Source organism: Sedimentitalea sediminis (assembly GCF_042687825.1).
Lineage (GTDB): Bacteria > Pseudomonadota > Alphaproteobacteria > Rhodobacterales > Rhodobacteraceae > Sedimentitalea.
The window spans coordinates 59,465-81,964 of the sequence record NZ_JBHUQE010000002.1; the positions used below are offsets into that span (position 1 = coordinate 59,465).

Genomic DNA, 22,500 nt, shown 5'->3' on the forward strand with positions numbered 1-22,500 from the left:
GTTTACCTCGGTTCCTGAACGAAGACAGAGGTCGAGACCAGGGCGTATTGACCGGCTCCGTCCTTCTGGATGTTCTTGCCCAATCCGGTCGTCGGAAAGACCGGATCGATCTTGGCGCAGGCCCGCAGGATCATCAGTTCGTTGTCTGCGGCATCATTCTTGAAGGTGGTCTTGGGCTGCACCTCCTTGGAAGCGTCCGAGCAGGTTGCGTATTCGGAAATGCCGACCCAGGCACGGGGATCGACCTGGACCATTTCCAGTTTCAGGTTATCACCACAATTGTGGATGAACCCGGCGCGCTGACAGATGAGGTCCTTGATCTGATCGTGTTGCGGCGCCGACCCGGTGCTGAGCCGGATATCGCGCACCGTCAGGTCCATCGCCCGCTCGAGACCCGAGTGATACAGGGTCACCATTCCCAGTTCGATGCCCGTCAGCAGGAACATCATCATTGCCGGAAAGGTGATGGCGAATTCAACCGTAGCGTTGCCGTTTTCACAGCCGGCAAACCGCTTGGCCTTGGACATCAGGGTTCGGATCATTGGGTCAGCCTCAGCTTGCGGATCGAGGATGCGATCGAGGCGAAGGCATCGGTGATTTCCAGACCGTCGACGTCAAAATAATGCGCGTCCGAGCTGGCGCAGTCCTTGAGCACTGCCTGACCGCCGTCCGGAGCTTCGAATCCGATGGTAAAGACGATGATCTGCTGATCTTTGGCGGTATCGCAAATAGCCTTTGTGCGGGCATTCTTGATCGTCGAGTTCACATAGTTGCGCACGTCGTAATACCACTGGCTATAAGCCGTGCTGTCGTTCATGAACGGGTAATAGCGGCGTTTGACATTGGCCTTGAGCGAAACATAGGCCCACAGGTCCGGATAATCGACATTCTCGGCCGTGCCGTCCTCGGTCCGATTGCTGCAGGACCAGCTGGCGACGCTGTCGCCGACGCAGCCCATGCCGTCCTGACCATAGGGATGATCGGCCCATTGGTCGTTATGCGGCCAGTAATAGGCGTCATAGGGCGGGTAATAGACTGACCAGCGGTCTTCCTGATCGTTGAACCACAGGTCCGACGGACCTTCGCGGAAACCGTCATTGATATAGTATTGCGACGTATTCTGACCGTCGGTCATCAGCACGATGACTTTCAGCGTATCGCCGTCATTGTAGTTGCCAGGTCTGGCGGCAAAATCGGCGGGCACGATGCCGTCGCCGATCATCGCGTTGATGGCCGGGCGCAGGCTGGGATCCAGCAGGGCCGTGCCCCATTTCATGCCCACATCGATCGAGGTGTTGCCGCGGGCGGTCAGATTGCTGATGTAATTCTTCAGCACGGTCGTGTCCTTTTGCAAAACCAGGACTTCGCGGCCCGACATCGCCTCGCAGACCGGCAGCGTACTGCTGGTGTCGCCCATCAGCACCTTGGGGTTGTTGTCCATGCCGTCATAGTCCTTCCAGGGATCGAAATGCATGGTCCGCTGATAGGCCTGGGTCGAGGACATGGACGGGGTGTCGAAATCGGCGCTCTGAAAGTTGATGCAATTGGAATAGTCATGTTCGGTCGAGACGTTGAATTCGGCCATCAGCCCGTCCGGCACCGACACCTGAGTAGCGTAGGGAATGATTGAGATCGACAGATCGCCATCGACGCTGTTGTTGTCCATGGTGTCGACGAAATCGCGGGCGGCGACGATCAGGTTGGGCAGGCGGCTGTTGCTGTTCATCGACCCGGAAACGTCCAGTACCAGCGAGATTTCCACCCCGTCGATGCGTTCTTCGGCGGTTCCCACCGCCGGAGCGGTCAGGGTGTCGACGCCGTTCATGTGCATGAACTGGGTCTTGACGTCGGCACTGGCCGTGGCCGAGACGACGCGATAGCCGGTGCCCTGATCGACCGAGACCGAGGCCAGATAATCGCCCAGCCCGGACTTGGCAAAATAATCCTGCACCACCGCTTCGGGTTGCATCGGCTGGTCCAGGTCGGCGGCAGCCAGCACCGCGCGATCCAGCGTGTATTGCAAGCGCGAGCGGTCGCGTTCAAAACGCATCAGGTCGATGCCGATTCCGCCGACCATGAGGATGATCAGAAAGGTGTAGACCGCGAAAACCAGCATGGCACCGTCTTCATCGCGACAGAACCTGCGCAGGAAACCGGCGCCGTCACGCAAGGGCGGAACCGGAGCGTATCGGTCTCGGGTCTTTGTCTGTCCTTGGTGCAGAAACATGGGTCACCTCGTTTGCCAGCTCTGGTTTTCTGGCCTTCGGATACATTGATGCCGGACCTGAATGCTCTGAAAACATGTCCGAAATTGGGCGAAATCGGTTCGAATCCATGGGAAATGGCCAAAATCCGCGCGACGAAACGGGCCGTCGGACCGGACTGTTACCGGATTGGCGACATCCGGTACGTGGCCGGAAAAGCTGCGGAAAAAGGCGAAATCGGCGTCTCGGGATGAAAAAAGTCGCACAACTTAGGTATCTCGTCATAGTCTGACGGACAGATAGAAACTGATGCTGAGTCGCTGCAACATATGTAAGGAGCGCAAATGACCCTCAAGCACGAGCCCACCTTCCGCGAAAGCGTGGATTTGATGTTCAACCGCGCCGTGGCCCTGATGGACCTGCCGCCGGGGCTGGAAGAAAAGATCAGGGTCTGCAACGCAACCTACACCGTGCGGTTCGGCGTGCGTCTGCGCGGCCAGATCCAGACCTTTACCGGATACCGCTCGGTCCATTCCGAACATATGGAACCGGTCAAGGGAGGTATTCGTTTCGCATCCAGCGTGCATCAGGACGAGGTCGAGGCGCTGGCGGCGCTGATGACCTACAAATGTGCTCTGGTCGAAGCCCCTTTTGGCGGCTCAAAGGGCGGGCTGCGGATCGATCCGCGCCAGTATGACGAACACGAGCTGGAACAGATCACCCGCCGTTTCGCCTATGAACTGGCCAAGCGCGATCTGATTCATCCCAGCCAGAACGTGCCGGCCCCCGACATGGGCACCGGCGAACGCGAGATGGCCTGGATCGCCGACCAGTATGCCCGGATGAACACCACCGACATCAACGCGCGGGCCTGCGTCACCGGCAAGCCGCTGAATGCCGGCGGTATCTCGGGACGGGTAGAGGCGACCGGCCGTGGCGTGCAATATGCGTTGCAGGAATTCTTCCGCAATCCCGAAGACATCCAGGCCGCCGGGATGTCCGGCAGCCTGGACGGAAAGCGCGTCATCGTGCAGGGGCTGGGCAATGTGGGCTATCACGCCGCCAAGTTCCTGGCCCAGGAGGACGGCGCCCTGATCACCGGGATCATCGAGCGCGATGGCGCGCTGTTCAACCCCAAGGGGCTGGACGTCGAGGCGGTCTATAACTGGATCAAGGGGCGCGGTGGCGTGACCGGCTTTCCGGATGCCGCCCATACCGCCGAGGGGTCGGCGGTGCTGGAGGAAGAATGCGACATCCTGATCCCGGCGGCGCTGGAAGGGGTGATCAACCTGACCAACGCCGACCGGATCAAGGCGCCCCTGATCATCGAGGCGGCAAACGGGCCGATCACCGCCGGTGCCGATGACATCCTGCGCGCCAAGGGTACGGTGATCATTCCGGACATGTATGCCAATGCCGGCGGTGTGACTGTTTCCTATTTCGAATGGGTCAAGAATCTCAGCCATATCCGCTTTGGCCGCATGCAGCGCCGTCAGGAAGAAGCCCGCCACCAGCTGGTGGTGGACGAGCTGGAGCGGCTCGACCGCTATCTGGGCGAGGCCTGGTCGATGACGCCGGACTTCAAGAAGAAGTACCTGCGCGGGGCCGATGAGCTGGAACTGGTGCGCTCGGGGCTGGATGACACGATGCGCATCGCCTACCAGTCGATGCGCGAGGTCTGGCATGGCCGCGAGGACGTGACCGATCTGCGCACGGCAGCCTATCTGGTGGCGATCCAGAAGGTCGCGGCCAGCTACCGCGCCAAGGGGTTGTAACACGCGCCGGTCGGCCGGTGCGATCCCGGCCGGCTGCCGCCTCTGCCGATGGGGGCCGCCGGGACCCGGGCGCCGGCACGTTATCTGCCGCTGGCCATCAGCAGTTGCCAGGCCGCGGCTATATGCGCGGTGTCAAAGCTGTGGCCGCCCTCGAACTGGCAAGACCCGAGGGTCGTGCCCGCATCGTTGCGTCGGATCCGGCAGGTCAGACCCGCCATTTCATGCGAATGAGGCGGGCCGTACCGACCGTGCCGCGCATAGGTTGACAGCGCGGCGGCAACATCGCCCTGGCGGGCATCCTTGATCGGGCGCCCGCCCGGAGGCACCACCCTGTCCGCCGTGCCGTGAATGTGGATCAGACTCGCGGCAGGGCTGGGGCAGGTGTCAGGAACCGGGTCCCAGAACGTGCCCGACAGCGCGATGAAACCGGCATAGCGGTCGCCCCGTTCGCAGGCCAGCGTCCAGACCATCATCCCGCCCGACGAGAATCCGGCCGCCACGATCCTGTCAGGATCAATGGGCAGCCGTTGCGTTGCATCGGCAATCACGGCGTCGAAATAGGCTGGCTCGTCGATATCGGCCATCCGGTCTGGGGACGGTGCGTTGGCGATGGACCAATCCTGCCCGACCGCCTGTGGTGCGATCAGCGCGACACCCAGATCGCCTGCCAGCCGGGTCAGCCGCGCATTGCCGATGACGGTGGCGGCCGTGCCCTTGTAGCCATGCGCGAATATCAGCGCCGGAACCGGCTCTTTGGCCACGCCGTCAGGCATTCGGATGCGATAGCTGCGCGTGCCGATCAGACAATCGCTGTCCGGACCGCAGGCCGCGGCAGGGTCGGGGGACAGCGCGACCGTCAGAAAGGCCGCCAGGAAAGCGCGCTTGCATGGCGACAATGCGAGAACTCCCGTATGTGTTGCCTGTCCGGACTCTGGCAATCTGTCCTGCGCCGGGCAAGCCGGCGTCGATCACGTTGGCATGATCCGGCGCGCCGGGGCGGAAACCGGTCCGCCCGCGCCGGGCTGAACGAAAAAAGTACCGGTTCGCAGGGGCGTCACCCATTGCCAGAGGCCACCGGAATTGCTTCACTCCGTTCGGACAGGGCGGGGAGTCTGGACATGCGTTTTTCGGGGCTTCGGATTCTCAGAGAGGGTCTGACCGGCAACCGGGGCTGGACACCGCATTGGCGCGATCCCGAGCCGAAATCCGAATACGATATCGTCATCATCGGCGGCGGCGGACACGGGCTGAGCACCGCCTATTACCTGGCTGCCGAACATGGTCTGCGCAACGTCGCGGTGCTGGAAAAAGGCTATATCGGCGGTGGCAATGTCGGGCGGAACACGACCATCGTGCGGGCGAACTATTTTCTGCCCGGCAACTCGGAATTCTACTCGCATTCGCTGAAACTGTGGGAAGGCCTGGAAGCCGAACTGAACTATAACGTCATGCATTCCCAGCGCGGGCTGATCAACCTGTTTCATTCCGACGGGCAGCGCGATGCCTTCGTGCGGCGTGGCAACGCGATGATCAACCAGGGCGACGACGCGATCCTGCTGGACCGCGAGGGCGTGCGCCGGCATTTGCCCTATCTCGATTTCGACAATACCCGGTTTCCCATTTATGGCGGTCTGCTGCACCCGCGCGGTGGCACCGCGCGTCACGATGCGGTGGCCTGGGGTTATGCGCGCGGGGCCGATCAACGCGGGGTCGACATCATCCAGAATTGCGAGGTGACCGGTATCGACATCGCCGGCGGCCGGGTCGCCGGCGTTCAGACCACACGCGGCGCGATCCGCGCCAAAAAGGTTGCCATCGTCACCGCCGGCCGGTCCGGTCAGGTGGCGGCGATGGCCGGGCTGCGCCTGCCGATCGAAAGCCATGTGCTGCAGGCTTTCGTCACCGAGGGTCTGAAACCGGTGATCGACCATGTGGTCAGTTTCGGCATGGGGCATTTCTATATCAGCCAGTCCGACAAGGGCGGTCTGGTCTTTGGCGGCGATCTGGATTTCTACGCCTCCTATGCCGCGCGCGGCAACCTGCCGATGGTCGAGCATGTGATGGAGGCCGGCATGACCCTGATGCCGATGATCGGCAAGGCGCGGGTGCTGCGCAGCTGGGGCGGCATCATGGACATGACACCGGATGGCAGCCCGATCATCGACAAGACCGACACCGAAGGACTCTATATCGACTGCGGCTGGTGCTATGGCGGGTTCAAGGCCGTGCCGGCTTCGGGTCATTGCCTGGCCCATCTCATCGCCACCGACCGCCCGCACGGCGCGGCGACGCGGTTCCGGCTGGACAGGTTCCGCACCGGGCGCGGTCTGATGGACGAAGAGGGCACCGGCTCTCAACACAATCTGCATTAGCTTTGGGGGCAGGGATGCAAAGCAGCGGTGCGATAACAGGTGGTGGGCACGGCCCAAGGGGGCGGCAATGAGGATCCCTTGCCCGATCTGCGGTTCGCGCGACCGGCGCGAATTCTACTATCAGGGTGCGGCGGCGGCGCTGGATCGACCGGCCCCGGATGCCGGCGACGAGGCCTGGCAGGACTATCTGCATCTGCGCGACAACCCCGCCGGGGTGACGCGCGACCTATGGTTTCACGAGACCGGCTGCACAGCCTGGATCGTTGTCACCCGCGATACGGTGACGCACGAGGTTCTGCATTGTGAGCTGGCATCGGATGCCGGGACGGGGGGCGGGACATGAGAGTCGCGCACAAGGGGCTGATCGACCGTCAGACTCCGGTGGCTTTTACCTTTGACGGCACGGCCTATTCCGGGTTTGCCGGCGACACGCTGGCCTCGGCGCTTTTGGCCAATGATGTCCGGCTGATGGGGCGTTCGTTCAAGTACCATCGCCCGCGCGGTGTTCTGACCGCGGGCAGCGAAGAGCCCAATGCGCTGATGACCATCGGCACCGGGGCCGCTGCCGAGCCGAATGTGCGGGCGACGGTGCAGGAACTGTATCCGGGGCTGACGGCCAACAGCCAGAACCGCTGGCCCACGCTGGAAGCCGACCTGATGGCGGTCAACGATCTGGTGGCGCCGTTTCTGGGGGCGGGGTTCTATTACAAGACCTTCATGTGGCCGCGTGCCTTTTGGGAGCGGCTTTATGAGCCGGTGATCCGCCGCGCCGCCGGGCTGGGCGCGCTGTCGGGTGCCCACAACCCAGACAAGTACGAGCGCGCCTATGCCTATTGCGATCTACTGGTGATCGGCGCGGGGCCGGCGGGTCTGATGGCGGCGCTGGTGGCGGGCCGGGCCGGGGCAGACGTGATCCTGGCTGACGAGGACAGCCGCATGGGCGGGCGGCTGCTGGCCGAGACCGGCGAGATCGACGGTCAGCCGGGGTCGCTCTGGGCTGACGGGGTTCTGGCGGAACTGGCGGGCATGACCAATGTGCGCCTGATGCCCCGCACCACCGTGACCGGCGCTTATGATCAGGGCGTGTTCGGTGCGCTGGAGCGGGTCGCACATCACCGCGCGGCGCGGCCTGCCGGCCTGCCGCTTGAAACGTTCTGGCGGATCACCGCCAGACAATCGGTACTGGCCGCAGGCGCGCTGGAACGCCCGGTGGCGTTTCGCAACAATGACAGGCCGGGGATCATGACCGCCGGCGCGGTGCGCGCCTATCTCAATCGCTGGGGCGTCGCACCGGGGCGGCGCGTCACCGTGTTCGGCAACAATAACGACTCCCACCGCACGGCCCGCGATCTGCTGGCCGCCGGGGTGCATGTCGCCGCCGTGATCGACAGTCGCTATGATGCGCCGGATATCGTCGGGGTTCCGGTCATCAAGGGTGCGGTGGTCAGCGACAGTGGCGGGCGGCAGCGGCTGGACAGCATCACCATCCGGTACGGCGATGGCCGCGAGGACAGGCTGGCCACCGATTGTCTGGCGATGTCCGGCGGCTGGAATCCCAGCGTGCATCTGACCTGTCACCTAAACGGCCGTCCAACCTGGCGCCCGGACGTTCAGGCCTTTGTACCGACCCCGGGGGCTGTGCCGAACATGCATGTGGCCGGGGCCTGCAACGGTGCCTTTTCCTCTGCCGCCTGTCTGTACCAGGGCGTTCAGGCCGCCAGCGACGCTCTGGTTGCTCTGGGGGTGAAGGTGCCCGACAGCGCGGTGCCGCGCGCCGAGGATGCGCCTTGTGCCATCGCGCCGCTCTGGGCGGTGCCGGGCCGCGGGCGGGCCTGGCTGGATTTTCAGAACGACGTCACCGTCAAGGACGTAAAGCAAGCGGCGGCCGAGAATTTCCGTTCGGTCGAGCACATGAAACGTTATACGACGCAAGGCATGGCTCCGGATCAGGGCAAGAATTCAAACGTTGCCGCTCTGGCGGTGCTGGCGGATGCGACCGGACGCGGCATACCGGAAACCGGCACCACCACCTTTCGTCCGCCCTTTGCCCCGGTTTCCATCGCGGCGATGGGGGCGGGGGCGCAGGGCAAGGGTTTTGCGCCGCAGCGGTTCACCACCAGCCACGCCGCCAGCGTCGCGCGCGGCGCGCCTATGATCGAGGCCGGGCTGTGGTATCGGCCCAGCTATTTCCCGGCGCCGGGCGAGAGCAACTGGCGGCAGTCCTGCGACCGCGAGGTGAAAACGGTGCGCAAGGCGGTCGGCATCTGCGACGTGTCCACGCTGGGCAAGATCGACATCCAGGGGCCGGACGCCGCCGCGTTTCTGGATTTCGTCTATGCCAACACCTTCAGCACCTTGAAAACCGGGCGCGCGCGCTATGGGCTGATGCTGCGTGAGGACGGGCATGTGATGGATGACGGCACCACCGCACGGCTGGGGGACCAGCATTTCCTGATGACCACCACCACGGCGGCGGCGGGGCAGGTGATGCGGCATCTGGAATTCGTGCATCAATGCCTGCGTCCCGATCTGGATGTGGCGATGATCTCGGTCACCGAGCAATGGGCGCAGTTCGCCGTCGCCGGTCCCCGGTCGCGCGAGTTGCTGAACGGGGTGTTGCAGGACCGGTTGAGCGACGCGGACTGGCCCTTCATGTCCTGCGGGCCGGTCATGGTTCAGGGCGTGGCCGGCCGCTTGTTCCGCATCTCGTTTTCCGGCGAGCACGCCTATGAACTGGCGGTACCGGCGCGTTATGGCGACAGCCTGTACCGGTTCCTTGTTCGCCGCGCCGAGGCGCTGGGCGGTGGACCCTACGGCATGGAGGCGCTGAATGTCCTGCGCATCGAAAAAGGGTTCGTCACCCATGCCGAAATCCACGGCCGCACCACTGCATTCGACATCGGCATGGCGGGCATGGTGTCGGCGAAAAAGGACTGTATCGGCAAGACGATGAGCAAGCGCGCGGGGCTGAGCGGCGCGCATCGCGAACAACTGGTCGGTCTGAAACCGACCGGCGCGGTCCGGCAGTTGAACGCCGGAGCGCATCTGTTCGACCCCGCCGATACGCCAGAGCGGGTGAACGATCAGGGCTATGTCACCTCGGTCGCGTTTTCGCCGACTCTGGGGCACATGCTGGCGCTGGGCTTTCTCAGAAACGGCCGGGCACGGCATGGCCAGACAGTGCGCCTGGTCGATCATCTGCGCGGGTTGGATGCGCTGTGCGAGGTGGTGCACCCGGTGTTTTTCGATCCGGATGGGGGGCGGGCGCGTGGGTGATCTGACAGCAGAAACGCCCGGCAAGGGCCTGTTGCCATTGGATATCGGGGGCATCGTTCTTCGCCAGGAAGAGGTCGGCACACTGACCTCGCTCGTGGCGTTTCGCGGGCGCCAGGGGGCGCTGTCCGAGGCGCTGATGGCGGCCCATGGCATGGGGTTGCCCCAGATCAACCGCAGCTCGGTCTCCGGGCGCGCGCGGGCAATCTGGTTCGGCCGGGGGCAGACAATGCTGCTGGGGGACGCGCCCGATCCCGGCCTGTCACGGCACGCGGCCCTGACCGATCAGAGCGACGCCTGGGCCGCGATGCGGCTGCACGGGCCGGGGGCTGTCGATGTGCTGGCCCGCCTGGTGCCGCTGGATCTGCGTTCGCACCGGTTCTTGCCGGGGCACACGGCACGCGCGCCCCTGATGCACATGGCGGCGTCGATCACCTGCCTGGACGATCAGGCATTCCTGATCATGGTTTTTCGCTCGATGGCGGCGACGGCCGTGCACGAGTTAAAAACGGCGATGGAAGGTGTCGCCGCACGCCGCTAGTCTGTGCCAACCCCAACTGATTCCGGAGACGTCCCGATGTTCCGCCTTGTGCTTGTCACCTGTCTGTTTGCGACACCCGTTCTTGCCGCCGAATCCAAGGAGAAAAGCTGTGGCTATCAGGGCCAGGTCATGAGTGCGGTGCAAAAGGCCCGGCTGGACAAGGTGAAAGAGGCGGATGTCGCCGCCACCATTGCCGCCAGCAATCCGCCCTGGCCGGCCAACTACAGCGCCGCCATCCCGCAGCTGACGCAATTCGTCTACAGCCAGAAGATGCGCGATCTGCGCAAGAACGATCTGGGCGCGTCGCTGCGCGCGCAATGCATCGAAAACTGGGACCAGATTCAGAAAATGCAGAAGAACCTGAAGAACTGACATGTCCCTGCCGCCCGGTTTCCTGGATGAATTGCGCAGCCGCACCAGCCTGTCCCAGGTGGTGGGACGCAAGGTCATCTGGGACAGCCGCAAATCGAACCAGGGCAAGGGCGACATGTGGGCGCCCTGTCCGTTCCACCAGGAAAAATCGGCCTCGTTCCACGTCGACGACCGCAAGGGATTCTATTACTGCTTTGGCTGTCACGCCAAGGGCGATGCCATTTCCTTCGTGCGGGAAACCGAGAATGTCGGCTTTATGGAGGCGGTTGAAATCCTGGCTCGCGAATCCGGTCTGGCGATGCCGGCGCGCGATCCCGGTGCCCAGCAGAAATCCGACCGCCGCAGTCAGCTGGCCGACATCATGGAACAGGCCGTGCAGTTCTATCGCCTGCAGCTGCGCACCGGGGCGGCGGATGCGGCGCGCACCTATCTCGGGCAGCGGCGGCTGGACGACGCCCGGCTGGAACGCTGGGAAATCGGTTTTGCGCCGGATGGCTGGCAGGCGATGTGGGATCACCTGCGCGGCAAGGGCGTCGCCGAAGACCTGATTCTGGCCGCCGGTCTGGCCAAACCCTCGACCAAGGGCGGGCGGCCCTATGACACCTTTCGCAACCGCATCATGTTCCCGATCCGGGATGCGCGCGGGCGCTGCATTGCTTTTGGCGGCCGAGCGATGGACCCGCAGGACAAGGCCAAGTATCTGAACTCGCCGGAAACCGACCTGTTCGACAAGGGACGCAGCCTGTACAACCACGGCCCGGCGCGCGCTGCCGCCGGCAAGGGACAGCCCCTGATCGTGGCCGAGGGATACATGGATGTGATCGCGCTGGACGCGGGCGGTTTTTCCGCCGCCGTTGCGCCGCTGGGCACGGCAATCACCGAAACCCAGCTGCAGATGCTGTGGCGCATCGCGCCCGAGCCGATCATCGCGCTGGACGGCGATGCGGCCGGATTGAATGCCGCGATGCGTCTGATCGATCTGGCGCTGCCGCTGCTGCAGGCCGGCCAATCCCTGCGCTTTGCGATCATGCCGGAAAAAATGGATCCCGACGACCTGATCCGCGACAAAGGGGCGGCGGCGATGCAGCGGCTGCTGGATAAGGCGTTGCCGATGGTTCAGCTGTTGTGGCGGCGCGAGACCGAAGGGCGGGTTTTCGACAGCCCAGAGCGCAAGGCGATGCTGGACAAGGCGTTGCGCGAAAAGATCAAACAGATTGGCGACGCTTCGATCCGCGCCCATTACGGGCAGGAAATCAAGGCTCTGCGGTGGGAACTGTTCGCGCCGCGCCGGGGCAGGGGCGGTGGCAAAAAGTGGACACCCGGGCAAAAGGCTGCCGCCGTCCCGCTGGCCGAGACCCGCGCTTCGTTGCTGGCGGCAGCGGACGAAGAGGCCCAGGATCATTTGCGCCAGGCAGTCGTCCTTGCCTCGGCCATCGCCACGCCCGCCGTCATCGCCGAATTTGAAAGCGGGTTGGAAACCATGCGCTGTTCCGACCCGCAGCATGCGCGCCTGCGCGATCTGATCCTGCAGCACGCCGACAGCGGCGGGCTGAAGGAGCGGATCTCCGAACAAATCGGCCCTCAGGTCCTTGAAAACCTGTTTTCCCTTCGCCATGTCGCCATCAGCCCCTGCATGCGCAACCCCGGCGATGTCGACCTGGCACGGATGACTCTGGCCGAAGAACTCGCGAAACTGTCGGCGCGGCACGGGCTGGATGCCGAAATCGCCGAAGCCGTCGAGGATCTGGGCGGTGTGGCGGACGAGGCCCTGACCTGGCGGCTGTCGCAGGCCGCCCAGGCCCGCAATATGGCGCAGCGCAGTGAACACAAGGACAAGGCCCAGTATGACACCGGCGACAACGGCGCGCGAATCAATCGGGACGAGCGCGCGCGTTTTGACGCCCTGTTGCACCAGATCGGGCACTCAAAGCCGCAACGTTGATTTGAATTGGTAGAGAATCGCTAACAAAAAGCAGGTAAACGGGTGGCCGAATCACCAGATCGCGCTAATGATTCGCAGCAAGCGAATCACCCTTGCCTTGACCCATCCCTTGCAGGAGCACCGAATGGCCGCCAAAGACACCGATGACCGCAAGTCTGACAACCAGGACGCTGAAATTTCCCTGGATATGAGCCAGGCCGCAGTCAAGAAGATGATCGGCGAAGCCCGCGAAAAAGGGTACATCACCTATGATCAGCTGAACCAGGTTCTGCCGCCGGATCAGGTCAGTTCCGAACAGATCGAGGACGTGATGTCGATGCTGTCCGAAATGGGCATCAACATCATCGAGGATGAAGAGGCCGAGGAGGAAGAGCAGAAAGGCTCGACCGAGGTCGCCACGACGGACACCGCGCGCGAAGTCACCCTGTCCAGCGGCACCACCGAAAAGTTGGACCGCACCGACGATCCGGTGCGCATGTATCTGCGCGAGATGGGCAGCGTCGAGCTGTTGAGCCGCGAGGGCGAGATTGCCATCGCCAAGCGCATCGAGGCCGGCCGCAACACGATGATCGCCGGGCTGTGCGAAAGCCCGCTGACCTTTCAGGCGATCACCATCTGGCATGACGAACTGCTGTCCGAGGACATCCTGCTGCGCGACGTCATCGATCTGGAAACCACCTTTGGCAACCAGATGGACGAAGATGGCGAGGTCGAGGCGCCGGTCGTGGATGCCAACGCCACCGCCGCCAAGCCGGCCGAAGAGGAAAAGCCGGAACTGGATGCCGATGGCAATCCGATCGTCAAGGACGATGACGACGACGAGGACGATCAGGCCAACATGAGCCTGGCCGCCATGGAGGCGGCGCTGAAGGACCAGGTGTTGAGCACGCTGGAAACCATCAGCAACGACTATGCCCAGCTCAGCGAGATGCAGGACAGCCGGATCTCGGCGACCCTGAACGAGGACGGATCGTTCAGCGCGGCCAACGAGGTGACCTATCAGGCGCTGCGCTCGGAAATCGTGTTGCTGGTCAACGGGCTGCATCTGCACAACAACCGGATCGAGGCGCTGATCGACCAGCTTTACGGCATCAACCGCCGGGTCATGTCGCTGGACAGCGCCATGGTCAAACTGGCCGATCAGGCCCGGATCAACCGGCGCGAATTCATCGGCGAATATCGCGGTCGCGAACTGGATCCCAACTGGCTGGCGGAAATGGCGGAAAAGCCCGGCCGTGGCTGGCAGATGTTCATCGAACGCTCGACCGAAAAGGTCGAGGGACTGCGCGCCGACATGGCGCAGGTCGGGCAATATGTCGGTCTGGACATCAGCGAATTCCGCCGCATCGTTCAACAGGTGCAAAAGGGCGAGAAAGAGGCCCGGCAGGCCAAGAAGGAGATGGTCGAGGCGAACCTGCGTCTGGTCATCTCGATTGCCAAGAAATACACCAACCGCGGCCTGCAATTCCTTGATCTCATTCAGGAAGGCAATATCGGCCTGATGAAGGCGGTGGACAAGTTCGAATACCGTCGCGGGTATAAATTCAGCACCTATGCGACGTGGTGGATCCGTCAGGCGATCACCCGGTCGATCGCCGACCAGGCGCGCACCATTCGTATTCCGGTGCATATGATCGAAACGATCAACAAGCTGGTGCGCACCGGCCGCCAGATGCTGCACGAGATCGGCCGCGAACCGACGCCCGAGGAACTGGCCGAAAAGCTGCAGATGCCGCTGGAAAAGGTCCGCAAGGTGATGAAGATCGCCAAGGAACCGATCTCGCTGGAGACCCCCATCGGCGATGAGGAAGACAGCCAGCTGGGCGATTTCATCGAGGACAAGAACGCGGTGCTGCCCCTGGACAGCGCCATTCAGGAGAACCTCAAGGAAACCACGACCCGGGTTCTGGCCAGCCTGACCCCGCGCGAAGAACGGGTGCTGCGGATGCGCTTTGGTATCGGCATGAACACCGATCACACGCTGGAAGAGGTCGGCCAGCAGTTCAGCGTCACCCGCGAACGCATCCGGCAGATCGAGGCCAAGGCGCTGCGCAAGCTGAAACATCCCAGCCGCTCGCGCAAGCTGCGGTCGTTTCTGGACCAATAGCCGAAAGATAGCGCCTGCCCGCCTAGTCGGCGATCTCGTCCTTGGGCAGGTCTTCGATCAGGCGGGATTCCAGCAACTGGCCGGTCCGGTACAGGATCGGATAGGCGATAGCCGAGATATGGCTGTTGAACTCGCGCAGGGCGCGCAGGGTTTCCAGGTGGATGTCACTGGTCTTGAAGCTGTCGGAATTGCCGCTTTGCAGCCGCCGCAGATGCCGTTTGCGGCTGTCGCGCTCGGCGCGCTTGAACTCGGTTTTTTCCACGTTCAATAGGCGGGCGCTTTCCAGATCGTCCGAGATCAGCACGTTGCTGGCCAGGCGCAGATTGGCCTGGATGCTTTCGTGCAGATGCACCAGTTCTGACCAGCCGTCTTTGCTAAAGGCCACACGTTGCCGCCGCTTTGCCTCGGCCAGAACCGTCAGACGTTTCGAGACGACATCGCCGGCGGTTTCCAGGCGGATCGCGTATTCCATCAGGTCCCGCGCGGTCTTGAGGTTCTGTTTGCCAAAGTCGTCCTGAGGCAGGGCCGCGACAAAGCTGCGAATGCCCGACAGGCTCTGGTTGACCTGTTCATCCATCGCCCGCACTGCCCGGATCGCGTGACGATCGCCCGACTGGTACAGGTCCAGCGCCGGGCGGAACATGCTTTCCACAAGGTCGGTCATGCGCAGCAACTCGCGCTTCAGGCTGGACAGGGCCTGTTGCGGGCTGCCGATCTGCTGCGGGTCCAGCACGCTGACCGGCTCGATGACGGCGGCCGCATCCGGGGTCTGGGGCGCCGGTTCGGGCAGCAGATGCTGCATCGGCGCCTGCAACAGGTGGCAAAAGGGCAGGGCCAGCACCAACAGCGCAGCGTTAAAGATCAGATGCGCATTGACCAGCATCTGGCCGCCCTGCAGATCACCCAGCAGTCCCGCGCGCAGCGCCAGATTAGCCGCGAACAGGGACGCGACCGCCCAGGTGCCGCGCAGCAGCAGGTTGGCCACGGGAATGCGCCTTGCCGGGTTGACCATGCCTCGGGTCAGCCAGACCGGGATCCAGGCGCTGCCGAAATTGGCGCCCAGCACCAGCGACAGGCCGGCGGCAAAGGGCAGGGCGCCGATCTGCACCAGCGTTACGCACATCAGGATCGCCGCCACCGAGGAATGCATGACGAAGGCCAGCGCGGCGCCGACCAGAAAAGCCGATATGTAATCCTGTGCCAGATAGTCGGCGATGGCCGGCAGAAAGGCGCTGTCCCGGATCGGTTCCATCGCCTGACGCAGAAACCGCAGGGAAATCAGGATAAAGGCGATGCCCATCAGGATGCGGCCCAGTTGCCGCCATTTCTTTTGTTCGACCTTGACGAAAAGGTATCCGCCGGCGGTCAGCAGCAGCGGCACCAGCCAGTCCAGATCAAAGGACAGGATCTGGATGATCAGCGCCGAACCGAGATCGCCGCCCAGAACGATGGCCAGTCCAGCGGGGAAAGCCACCATTCCCCCGGCGGCGAAGCCCGAAGCCAGCAACGCCACCGCGGCCGAGCTTTGCAGCACGATGGCCAGAACCAGCCCGACCATGCTGGCGCGCAAGCCGCTGCGTTGGCGCGTCATCAGCCGCTGGAACGAGGCGCCATAGCTGCGCTCGATCCCGGTGCGCACCATCCGCACCGCAAACAGCAGCAGCATCGTCGCGCCAGCCAGGCTGATGAGGAAATTGACAATTGCCATGGGTCAGCTGTCAGACCGGTGCCGCAAAGATGCCCACGAACTGACTGGGGCGAGGCAAGAGGCCGCGTCGTTTCGGGTCGGCAACATGCGGGCCTCCGGTGGTCAAAAGGGACGCTGGGTTCGGCCGGCGCGTCCGGGGAACCTTGGGCAGATTGACACGCGGACGGAAATCACGGCATCCGCGTCGCATGACACTGATCGCCTCGGGATACCGAAGACGAACAACATTTGTCAAAGATTACGTCGGAATATCCCGGAAAGCTCTGACAAAATGCACGGGATCGGCCGGGATTGGCCGGAACCGGTCGCGAAATTCCGGGACCGCTCTGGATCACACGGGGTTTGCCCCTTTGCGCGTTCAGACACCAGACGATAGGAATGCGTGCCCGACCTACTTGAGCTGATGCGGGATTTCGTTCTTGCTCAGCAGATCTTTTGCCCGATCGAACAGCTTGCCTCCGTCGCGATATGACATTCCGGGGATGCCGGCCGGCGGTTTCACATCGGCGGGTCCGGCAGTCGTCTGTTGCAGTGTACCGGGGGCCAAGGGTGCGGCACTGGGTGGCAGGCGTTCGCGCGCCCGGGCGTCCTGGTCCAACGGCTTTTCTTTTGCCTGGGATGCCTCGGGTTTCACGTCCTCCTCCTGTTTCACAGGTTTGTCTTCGGCGGACGTTTTCTTTGGCAAATCTTCTGCCTCGGGCTTTACATCGAGTTCCTCGGCTTCGGGTTTCGCCTTCTTCTCTTTCTCGGCGGCAATCGCTTGTTCGACCTTGGCGGCTTTGCCCAGGTAATAGTCGCGGTTTTCCTTGCGATAGATGTCGTTGAAACGCGATAGGCGGCGAATGGCTTCTTGTGCTGCCGCCTTGGCAACCTTGTTGGCGCTGTCTTTGTCCTTCATGGCGAACAATTGCTCCAGCAGGTCGATATGGGCCGTGATGTCCAACCGCTGGGTCACCATGGCCACGATCTTGGCAACCTTTTCCGGTGTCAGCCCCTGTTCGATGGCGTGGAAAAGCTCCGGATTGTTGACCACATCGGCCACCCCTTCGAGATAAGGCATCGCCGCGATGCAGTCGTCCAGCTTGGCAAGCCCCGCCTCGGGATCGTCGCTAAGACTGCGGATTGCCGCGTCGGCGCGATGCACCAGCAGTCTTTCGCGGCATTCCGGGCTGACCTGATCCAGCCCGCACTCCATCAGCGGATCCATCAATGCGTTGAATTCCGCATCGGCGGGCGGGTCGGTCTTGGTATCGCCGGGCTCGCGTTTGAATCCGATCGCCAGCATCAGGGCGCAGGAGGCGACAGCATTGGGCAAATGCGCCGCCTCGGGCGGCAGGCTGTCCGGCACCGGGCCATCCCATCCGGCGCGGACCTTGGTACGCAGGCTGTTGGCCTCTTCCAGTTCGGCCAGTTTCATGCGCGTCATGTCCGCCGCCACGGCTCCGGACTCGACGGCCTGAATCCTAGTCTTCAACCGCCCGATCTGCTGCAGCTTGTCAAAGCGGCCCTTGCCTTCCGAACGGGCAATGGTTTCTTCCAGATCGGTCAGCTTTTCGGCCAGCGGGCGGGTGTCCTCGACCTCGGAGCCGCCGCTTTCGGAAAGCAGTTTTTCAGCCGCTTCCTGCGTGGATTTCTGGCGTTTTTGTGTCGCTTCTTCAATGCTTTGCAGGAACTCTTTCATCTCTGCTTCGGGCAGTTGCCCTTGCAGGTTTTCCTGCGCCTCTTTGAACCAGGCGGCTTTTGCCTCACCCACAGCCTTTGCCAGGGCGGCGTCCAGTTTCGCGGGTGGCAGAGCACTGACGGTCCCGCGCTCGGCCGCGGGGATCAGTTGCAGGGCGTCGGAGCGGCGCTGTTCCAGTTGCTGCGCCTTCAGCTGTTCCAGGCCTTTGCGCAGCGCGCCGTCCAGTTCGGCGTCAGGTTTCTTGAAATTGTACTCTTTCAACAGCCCGGCCTTGATCAGCTGTTGGGCGGCGGTTCGGCGCCACACATCGTCACCGGTATCCGGCAGGTTCAGATCGGTCTGCGTCGGATCCTTGGGTATGCGCGTGGTGGACAGGTCATGCGCCTTGTCCTGAATCGTGTCGGTGCGCATGGCGGCGATCAGCTTCATCTGATCGGTCGGGACCTTGGCGATCTCTGCCAGCTTTGCCTGCAACTCGGTGTCCGAGGGTTTGATGATCATGGCGTCCGGGCCGCCGCGCAGGATGTCGGCCGGCTTTAGCAGTCCCGCCTTCAGCAATCGCCCGACGGTCGTCTCCCGCCAGCCGTTGTTGGCTGCCATATCCTCAGTGCAGACGGCACCGCGCAAATCCGCATCCTTGTCGTCCAGCCCAGTGCGCAGGGCGCGGATCTTACCGGCCAGGACCATCTCGGGAGTCGTGGGCGGTTTGATGTCCTTGATGGCTTCTGCCGCCAACTCCCATTCGCCGGTTTCGCCGATCGTCAACCCGGTCAGGGCCACGCCATTGGCCTCGGCCAGCTTGCGTTCGGCTTCGGTGGCTCTGGCACGCGCCTCTTTTGCCAGCGCGTCCAGTTCCTTGCTGACATCGGGATTCTCGTCGAACTTGTTCAATGCCATCTGGATATCAACGCGCAGGGCACTGTCCTCGGGCAGGATTTTCAGGCCGTCCGCTAGCGCCTGTCGCTTCCTATCGTTTTGCTCGTTGGTCAAATCCGCATTCAATTCGGCCAGTTTCGCCTGGATTTTTTCGTCCAGTTCCTTGCGCTGTGCCGCAATCACATCGGCAACGTGTTTTTCGTCATAGACAGCGGCGATTTCCGCGTCCCTGTCACCCGTGTAGTCCTTTTTCTTGGCCGCCTCATTGATCGCGCTTTCTTCCAGCCACAGCGCCTGTTCAAACGGAATCACCACGTCGCCGTTTTCGTCGCGCTCTATGAAGGGCAGGCTCGTGAAACGATCAGCATGGATTTCGAGCTGTTGAACCGCCAGATTCCGCCAGCGGTCCTGATCGTTCGGATCCTCGGGATAGACTTTCAGCGCATCGGTCGGCAGTCCGGATCCCGCCGTCCCGGCGTGCTGGGCGCAGGCTGCCAACTGCGTTATCTTTTGGCGTTCGGCGCGCAGTTCTTCGACGGCGCCCAGGTCGGCGGGCGTGGACAGAGCGTCCTCGTCCAGGCCGCTGAACACCGTCTCGTGCAAGGCCTTGCCCGCGATGGCGATGGCTTCGCTGGCCATGTCCGTCAGCACCTTGGGCGTGACAAGGTCCGGGGCCGGCTTTTTTACCTTTGTGGCCTCTTTGCCGTCCTTGCCCGGTACTTCCTCTTCGGTTTCCGGGCGTGTCAGTGCCGCCAGCCGTACCGTGGAGTACATCTTTTCCATCAGTTCGCCCTCGGGTTCGACCCCGATGGCCAGACGCATCCGCCCCGGGTCGATCCCCAGACAGGCCGAGTTTTGAAACGCGAAACTCATACGGTTTTCCAGACCCATGCCGTGGAATATCCACTGCATCTTTTTGCCTTCTGTGCCGCGTCCCTTGCCGGCAAAGGTCACCGGCGTATCGTCCAAGACCACGAATGGCAGCCCTGCGTCATAGGCCTGCCGTTCGGCGGCCTGATCGGAAATTTCCTCGGGCAAGAAGGAACTGACAAAGCTGGCATTCTTGGCGGCCCGGTCCAGCATCTGCCGTTCGATGTCGTCCTCATGGGTCAGGAAATGCATGACCAGCTGGTTTTCCTCGCGGTCCATGTGACCTTCGGCGCGCTGCGTTTCTAGGGCATCGGTCATCACGGTATCCACCGGATCGCCCGTGCCGATGATGGTCAGCCCGCCGGCCATGGTTTTCCCAACGCCCAGAGCGGGATATTTCTGATAGCTCTTGTTCAGCATGAACATCAGTTTGCCCTGCTCGACGTCGTCTCGAAACAGCTTGACCAGCATGTTCACGTCCTGATCGTCCTCGGACCCGTCCTTTTCGACGGTAATGTCGATGATCGCGACCGCAGGCTTGTCGGTCAGCTGGTCGCGGATCGGTGCCATGACCTTTTCGATATGCGCGTACAGCATCTCGACCGTCCAGACCTCGCCCTCGTCCTTGCGCTTGACCGGGGTCGACGGGTTCAGCGTGCCCAGGATCACGGGCGGCGTGAAGGGCGGTTTCTCGGTTGGGACTACGTCCTTGTCACCCTCGCTCCCGACCCGGCTTTCGGCACCGATGACGTTCCGTTCGACCTCGAAATAGGTGGCCCCGAAAGTGCCGGGATGGTCGACCACGTTCACCTTGTTTGACCCGGTCAGCGCATAGGCGGATTCGATGGCCATCGACATCGCCCCCATGCCGCTGGAGGTCATGAAAGTCTCGCAGGACACGTCTTTCAGGTCCTTGATCACGGGAATGCGTTTTTCCGAGATCTTCTTGGTGGCCTCGTGAAAGTCCTTTTCCTTGTAGGGTTTGGTGATCGCCAGCACCAGATAGACCTCGTCGGCCAGCAGATCGAAGAACCGCGAAAACCGGGGGGCGTCCTCGGTATAGGTGGACAACATGTCCATCAGCCGGTCGATCTTGGCCAGGGCCGAGCCCAGCACCGCATTCTGTTTCAGGTGATCCGGCGCCTTGGCCAGCGCAGCGGCGGCGCCGGATTCTGCGTCGTATCCGGGGCAGGTCTTGGCCAGCGCGTCGCGCAGACCCGTGACCATGTTGGCCGCCGCCTTGGCCGGCTGTGCCATCGGGTGATCCCCGGGAATGGCGGCCAGCATGCGGCAGGCAGAATTGTCGGCCATGCCGGTCAGAGCCGAACCGTTATCCAGTTCCGGGTCCATCGGCCCTTTGGTCAGCAGGTCCGCGCTGTCCGGATACTTGGCGCGCAGAACGTCATTGTTGCTGGGAATCGCGCCGGTGCCGTCCAGCAGACGGGTTTGAAAGTTCTCGGCGTCCTTGTCGCTGAGGTCGGCCTTGTCCATGATCAGCGCCAGCACCCCCGGCGCCAGTTCGACGAGTTCGCGAAAATAGGTTGGCTTGAACTCGACTGCCGGGTCCTTGTCGGGGTTCGGGTCTTTCCAGGTCGGGCCATAGATGCTGTTCAGCCGCTTGACCACGGACTTGGAGGAGACAAAGAACACGGACTTGGAATCAAAGGGCGGGTAATCCTTGTCCTTTGGCACCAGTTTCATGTCCTCGGTGGCTTTAACGAGTTTTTCCTGGTTCGCCGCCAGTTTCCCTCGCGCGATCTCCAGCAACTGCTCGGGGGTCTTGGGGGGCTTGCTCTTTTTCTTCTTTTGCTGGGCCTTCTTGCCGCCGGTTTCCGGTGCCGTCACCACTGGTTCGGTGTCGCTGACATCGGATTCGCTGCCCGGTTTGGTCGGTGCCTTCTTGGCTTCCTGGATCTGCCGTTCAAGCGCCAAGATCTCTTCTTTGGTGCTGGCGACGATGTCCGTGTATCTGGCGAAGTCCTTCTTGGTCTGGGCATGTGCCTGGCATTTTTCGTCATAGAGGTTCTTGAGGTCGGTCTTGTATTGCCCGGATGTATCTCCGCGCTGATAGGCGGCGTTATAGGGGTTGTACAGGCGCAGGCCGGCATGCGGGTCATCCGCCTTCAATTCATCCCGGTCGGCGATGGTGCGCATCGCAAAGGCTTCGATCAGCAGATGGGATGACTTGTTTTTCTTGCCCTTTGGCTTGCCAAAGATCAGCTCTGTCAGCTCTGCCTGACGTTCCACCGAATAGAACGCGCGGGTGACCTGATCGCGCGTGGCGCTGGCATCGGCGGCGCGCCGGTCGCGGACACGGTTCTGGATCGATTGTGCCAGCGGTGCCGACATCGGATCGTATTTCAGCGCGTCGATCTGGTCTGCCTTGGCGCGCAGTTTGGCGACGCGGGCGAGATCCTCTTCGGTCTCGGCAGTCTTTGCGTCCTCGTCGGCCATGGCACGCAGCATCGCCGACGGATCGCCCATGGTTTTGAGCTTGCCGCCCGGTCGCACCGCCAGATCGTCATAGCCCCACAGGCGTTTCCAGGCTCGAATTTTTTCCAGATCGCGCATCAGGACCTCGCCTTTGCCGAAAGTCGACACCGATCACTGTACCAGTCGCTGACTGATTTGAAACACCGCCGGCTTTGCTCATGTCAAATTCTTCGTGCGCCTGTCGGCATGCCCGGGACGGTTGAAATGATCAGGATCTGCCGTTTAGATATGGGTGTTGCTTTGTTTCCGCAGGCGGTCGGGCCGGGGCAATCCAATTCGCGACAAT

The 22,500-nt window shown here is 62.6% G+C and carries 14 protein-coding genes; 9 read left to right on the top strand and 5 right to left on the bottom strand.

What is annotated here, in order from left to right:
- Window positions 1–2: 2 nt before the first annotated feature.
- Window positions 3–542 (bottom strand): TadE/TadG family type IV pilus assembly protein, encoded by a 540-nt coding sequence (locus ACFMPD_RS02040; protein WP_380991264.1) that lies wholly within the window; start codon window positions 540–542, stop codon window positions 3–5.
- Window positions 539–2,116 (bottom strand): pilus assembly protein TadG-related protein, encoded by a 1,578-nt coding sequence (locus ACFMPD_RS02045; RefSeq protein WP_380991267.1) that lies wholly within the window; start codon window positions 2,114–2,116, stop codon window positions 539–541. Before ACFMPD_RS02045 ends, ACFMPD_RS02040 begins: the two co-directional genes overlap by 4 nt.
- Window positions 2,117–2,275: 159 nt before the next feature.
- Between ACFMPD_RS02045 and ACFMPD_RS02050 the strand changes: the two genes are divergently transcribed.
- Window positions 2,276–2,458 carry a hypothetical protein gene (locus tag ACFMPD_RS02050; RefSeq protein ID WP_380991270.1) on the top strand — a complete coding sequence of 61 codons (183 nt, stop codon included), beginning with the start codon at window positions 2,276–2,278 and terminating at the stop codon, window positions 2,456–2,458.
- Window positions 2,459–2,548: 90 nt separating this feature from the next.
- On the top strand, window positions 2,549–3,979 hold the full coding sequence (locus ACFMPD_RS02055) for a Glu/Leu/Phe/Val family dehydrogenase (protein ID WP_380991273.1): 1,431 nt from the start codon (window positions 2,549–2,551) through the stop codon (window positions 3,977–3,979).
- 80 nt (window positions 3,980–4,059) lie between these two features.
- Here ACFMPD_RS02055 and ACFMPD_RS02060 read toward each other — a convergent pair whose 3' ends face one another.
- Window positions 4,060–4,875 carry a CE1 family esterase gene (locus ACFMPD_RS02060; RefSeq protein ID WP_380991276.1) on the bottom strand — a complete coding sequence of 272 codons (816 nt, stop codon included), beginning with the start codon at window positions 4,873–4,875 and terminating at the stop codon, window positions 4,060–4,062.
- A 222-nt stretch (window positions 4,876–5,097) separates the two neighbouring features.
- On the opposite strand from ACFMPD_RS02060, the gene ACFMPD_RS02065 reads away from it, so the two are divergent.
- From ACFMPD_RS02065 to rpoD, 7 genes are all read left to right on the top strand, one after another.
- Complete coding sequence (locus tag ACFMPD_RS02065) at window positions 5,098–6,351, top strand: sarcosine oxidase subunit beta family protein (protein ID WP_380991279.1); 1,254 nt, start codon at window positions 5,098–5,100, stop codon at window positions 6,349–6,351.
- Between the two features lie 67 nt (window positions 6,352–6,418).
- Complete coding sequence (locus ACFMPD_RS02070) at window positions 6,419–6,694, top strand: sarcosine oxidase subunit delta (protein WP_380991282.1); 276 nt, start codon at window positions 6,419–6,421, stop codon at window positions 6,692–6,694.
- Window positions 6,691–9,627, top strand: coding sequence for a sarcosine oxidase subunit alpha family protein (locus ACFMPD_RS02075; protein WP_380991285.1), 2,937 nt, complete (start codon window positions 6,691–6,693; stop codon window positions 9,625–9,627). Before ACFMPD_RS02070 ends, ACFMPD_RS02075 begins: the two co-directional genes overlap by 4 nt.
- Window positions 9,620–10,165 carry a sarcosine oxidase subunit gamma gene (locus ACFMPD_RS02080; protein WP_380991287.1) on the top strand — a complete coding sequence of 182 codons (546 nt, stop codon included), beginning with the start codon at window positions 9,620–9,622 and terminating at the stop codon, window positions 10,163–10,165. Before ACFMPD_RS02075 ends, ACFMPD_RS02080 begins: the two co-directional genes overlap by 8 nt.
- Before the next feature lie 36 nt (window positions 10,166–10,201).
- The gene (locus ACFMPD_RS02085; protein WP_380991290.1) at window positions 10,202–10,537 is read left to right on the top strand and encodes a hypothetical protein; all 336 of its coding nucleotides are present in this window, start codon (window positions 10,202–10,204) and stop codon (window positions 10,535–10,537) included.
- Window position 10,538: 1 nt separating this feature from the next.
- Window positions 10,539–12,479 (top strand): DNA primase, encoded by a 1,941-nt coding sequence (gene dnaG, locus ACFMPD_RS02090; protein WP_380991293.1) that lies wholly within the window; start codon window positions 10,539–10,541, stop codon window positions 12,477–12,479.
- 124 nt (window positions 12,480–12,603) lie between these two features.
- Window positions 12,604–14,586 (top strand): RNA polymerase sigma factor RpoD, encoded by a 1,983-nt coding sequence (rpoD, locus tag ACFMPD_RS02095; RefSeq protein WP_380991296.1) that lies wholly within the window; start codon window positions 12,604–12,606, stop codon window positions 14,584–14,586.
- Window positions 14,587–14,608: 22 nt separating this feature from the next.
- Here the strand turns inward: rpoD and ACFMPD_RS02100 are convergent, their stop codons facing one another.
- Both ACFMPD_RS02100 and ACFMPD_RS02105 read right to left on the bottom strand, forming a co-directional pair.
- Entirely contained in the window at window positions 14,609–16,294 is a 1,686-nt protein-coding gene (locus ACFMPD_RS02100; protein ID WP_380991299.1) for a Na/Pi cotransporter family protein, read from the bottom strand.
- A 391-nt stretch (window positions 16,295–16,685) separates the two neighbouring features.
- A complete protein-coding gene (locus ACFMPD_RS02105; protein WP_380991302.1) occupies window positions 16,686–22,292 on the bottom strand; it encodes a hypothetical protein in 5,607 nt (1,868 codons plus the stop codon).
- Between the last annotated feature and the right edge of the window lie 208 nt (window positions 22,293–22,500).